Source organism: Chitinophaga sp. (genome assembly GCF_036569125.1).
Classification (GTDB): domain Bacteria; phylum Bacteroidota; class Bacteroidia; order Chitinophagales; family Chitinophagaceae; genus Chitinophaga.
On the sequence record NZ_DATCRF010000454.1, the window covers coordinates 1 to 2,877 of the forward strand.

Below are 2,877 nucleotides of genomic sequence, written 5' to 3' on the forward strand. Positions count from 1 at the left end.
TATTAATACTGGGGGTGTTTAAATTCCAGTAGTACGAGTAAATGAAAGGAAGTAAAAAGTAAAAAAGCAAAAAGTGAAATAGTGCTTTACTCTATTTCACTTTTTGCTTTTGTTATTAAATAATGTAGCACACCTGCTTAAGCGCACTACTTCCCATTTTACTTTTTGCTTTTTAACTTTTTACTTTACTGTGCCTTCCAGCTGTTGTTAGCCCGGTTCACATCCGGCAGGGCGCCCTGCGGGTCTATGGTTACCTGGCTTAAAGTGGTGGTGGAAGGGTATAAAAAAGTCCAGGTGCCGCCGCGCTGCCAGATCTCTACCGGCAGCTTTACCGTATCGGCCTTTCCATCAGCGGTTTGTATGGCTACTTCCACTGGCATTACCAGCTGCTCCAGGTTTTCAATTGTTACCAGCGCGCCTTTGGCAGGATCATTTTCCTTGTACTTCACTTCTTTTACAGATTGATCCAGCTTCCAGGTGTTCAGGAACCAGCCGCGCCAGAACCAGCTCAGGTCTTCGCCCGCCACATTATCCATGGTGCGGAAAAAGTCCCAGGGAGTGGGGTGCTTAAATGCCCAGCGGTGCACATAGGTGCGGAAAGCTTCATCAAAACGTTCTGGTCCCAATACCTGCTCGCGCAGCAATTTTAATCCCAGCCCTGGTTTAAAATAGGCTACATTACCTAACTGGGCGTTCTGGATCACATCCGGAATGGTTGTAAGCGCTTCTGCATTGGCGCCAAACATGCCGGGGCCGGTTTTGCTGATATCTGCCGGGCGGTAATATTCCCCGTTATTAAAAGCTTTGGTATTTATACCATTAATGAAGGTATTAAAACCTTCATCCATCCAGGCGTACTTACGTTCGTTGGAACCCACTATCATGGGAAACCAGTTATGCCCGAACTCATGGTCTGTTACACCCCATAAGCCGGCGCCGGTGGCTCTTGCGGAACAGAACACAATGCCGGGGTATTCCATACCACCCACAATACCGGCTACATTGGTAGCTACGGGGTAGCTGAAGGAGAACCATTTATTGGAATACAGCTCAATACAACCTTTCACATATTCGGTGGAGCGGCCCCAGGCCTTGGTAGATGCTACCTCTACCGGGTATACCGACTGGGCCAGCGCTTTTTTACCACCCGGCAGGTTAATGCGGGCAGCGTCCCATATAAAGGCACGGGAAGCAGCCCAGGCTACATCACGGGTGTTTTTGCAGGAAAAGCGCCACGTAAGGTTGCCTCTACGTTTATCCGTGGGGGATATAACGGCGGTGCTGTCCTTAATAGTCACGGTTTGGTCGCTGGCACGTGCTTTGGCCAGGCGGCTGCTTTGCTCAGGCGTTAATACCTGGGCGGCATTCAGCAGCTCGCCGGAGCCGGCTACCACCATATCCGCCGGGGCGGTTACGCTATATTCTATATTGCCATAGTCCAGGTAAAACTCACCGGCCCCTAAGTAAGGCAGGGTATTCCAGCCCAGCACATCATCATACACGCACATACGCGGGTACCATTGGGCAATTTCGTAGATCCATCCGTTACGGGTTTGCAAACGGCCCATACGGTCCGTGCCGTATTGCGGTATGGTAAAAGCATAATTGATGCGGAACTGCACGGTACCGCCATTAGCTTTCAGGGCAGCCGGCAGCTGGATCTTCATCCGGGTATCATTCACCCGGTAGCTGGCAGCCTGTGTTTTACCGTTTTGTACAATGCTTACGCTGCTGATCTCATCGCCCTGGGTAAAGCTGCGGTTCACAAAACGCCCGCCGCTGTACTGGGAGGCTGCTTCACCGCGGGAATCTTCCCGGTACACGTTCTGGTCCAGCTGCAGCCATACAAATGATAAAGTGTCGGGGCTGTTGTTGGTGTACGTGATCTGTACCGAGCCGCTAAGGCGGTGCTGCGCAGTATCCAGCGTTACGTTAATGGCATAGTCCGACCGGTTTTGCCAGTATTTAGGTCCGGGTGCGCCGCCTGCGCTGCGGAACTCATTGCCGTTCTGTGTGTAAAAAAGCGGGTCAAATGCTTTGTGCTGATCGTAATTGCTGGCAGGTGCGGTTTGAGCCCGGATAAATGAATGGTTGGTTGCCAGCAGGACTGCCAGGCAGAAGGTAAGCTTGTTGATTGTCATAACCTGTAAAAAGTGATACGTTAGTATTGAAAGGCAAACAAGATACTTAATTAATCAGAAATAATACGGTAGTTCAGGCTTCCTGCTGGGGCGGGGGCCCTTCTGCAGAATGGCGGGTAAAACGGGAGTGAAATACAAAGGTGATCACTAAGCCCAGCACACAGCCGGCCAGCACGGCTATGATCCTTTCCAGGGCGGTATCCCATACATGAATGCCTGCCTCATGCAGCGTTACAATAATGGCGGCTGCCAGGGCGGAGCGGGCAGAGGCTTCCAGCTGCAGGAAAGTGCAGGCAATTACTGTAATGGCAATGGCCCCGCTTACCATTACTATCGTTGACGGGTGTACGATGAGCATGATCAGCCCTGCGGCGGCGCCCACCAGGTTGGCCTTAATACGGCTCATGGCCAGGGTTACGGCATCCGTACCATCCGGCGAAAGCACCAGCATTACAGAGATCATGCACCAGATATAATCCTTGTAGTTGATAAGATGGGCTAACAAAAATACCAGCAGCACGCCGGCCACACATTTGGCCATATACACCAGCAGTTTTTTGATGTTGGGCATTGTCATGCGCGTAAATTACAAATTATCAGGCAGCCATTTTTGGACAGGGCCGCTTGTACCTGTATATTTATGATACTAAACTGTTTTCCCTATGCGTTACCTCAGGAGTACAACTACCTTCCTTTGTTTACTGTGTATTACAATTGCATCCTGCGCCCAAAGCCC

General features: G+C 50.7%; 2 protein-coding genes. Both read right to left on the reverse strand.

Annotated elements, in window-relative coordinates; genetic code table 11:
- Nucleotides 1–185: 185 nt before the first annotated feature.
- Nucleotides 186–2,141: a M1 family metallopeptidase gene (locus VIM87_RS17015; RefSeq protein WP_331998155.1), complete on the reverse strand. Its 1,956-nt coding sequence runs from the start codon at nucleotides 2,139–2,141 to the stop codon at nucleotides 186–188.
- Between the two features lie 73 nt (nucleotides 2,142–2,214).
- Nucleotides 2,215–2,712, reverse strand: coding sequence for an FUSC family protein (locus VIM87_RS17020; protein WP_331998156.1), 498 nt, complete (start codon nucleotides 2,710–2,712; stop codon nucleotides 2,215–2,217).
- Between the last annotated feature and the right edge of the window lie 165 nt (nucleotides 2,713–2,877).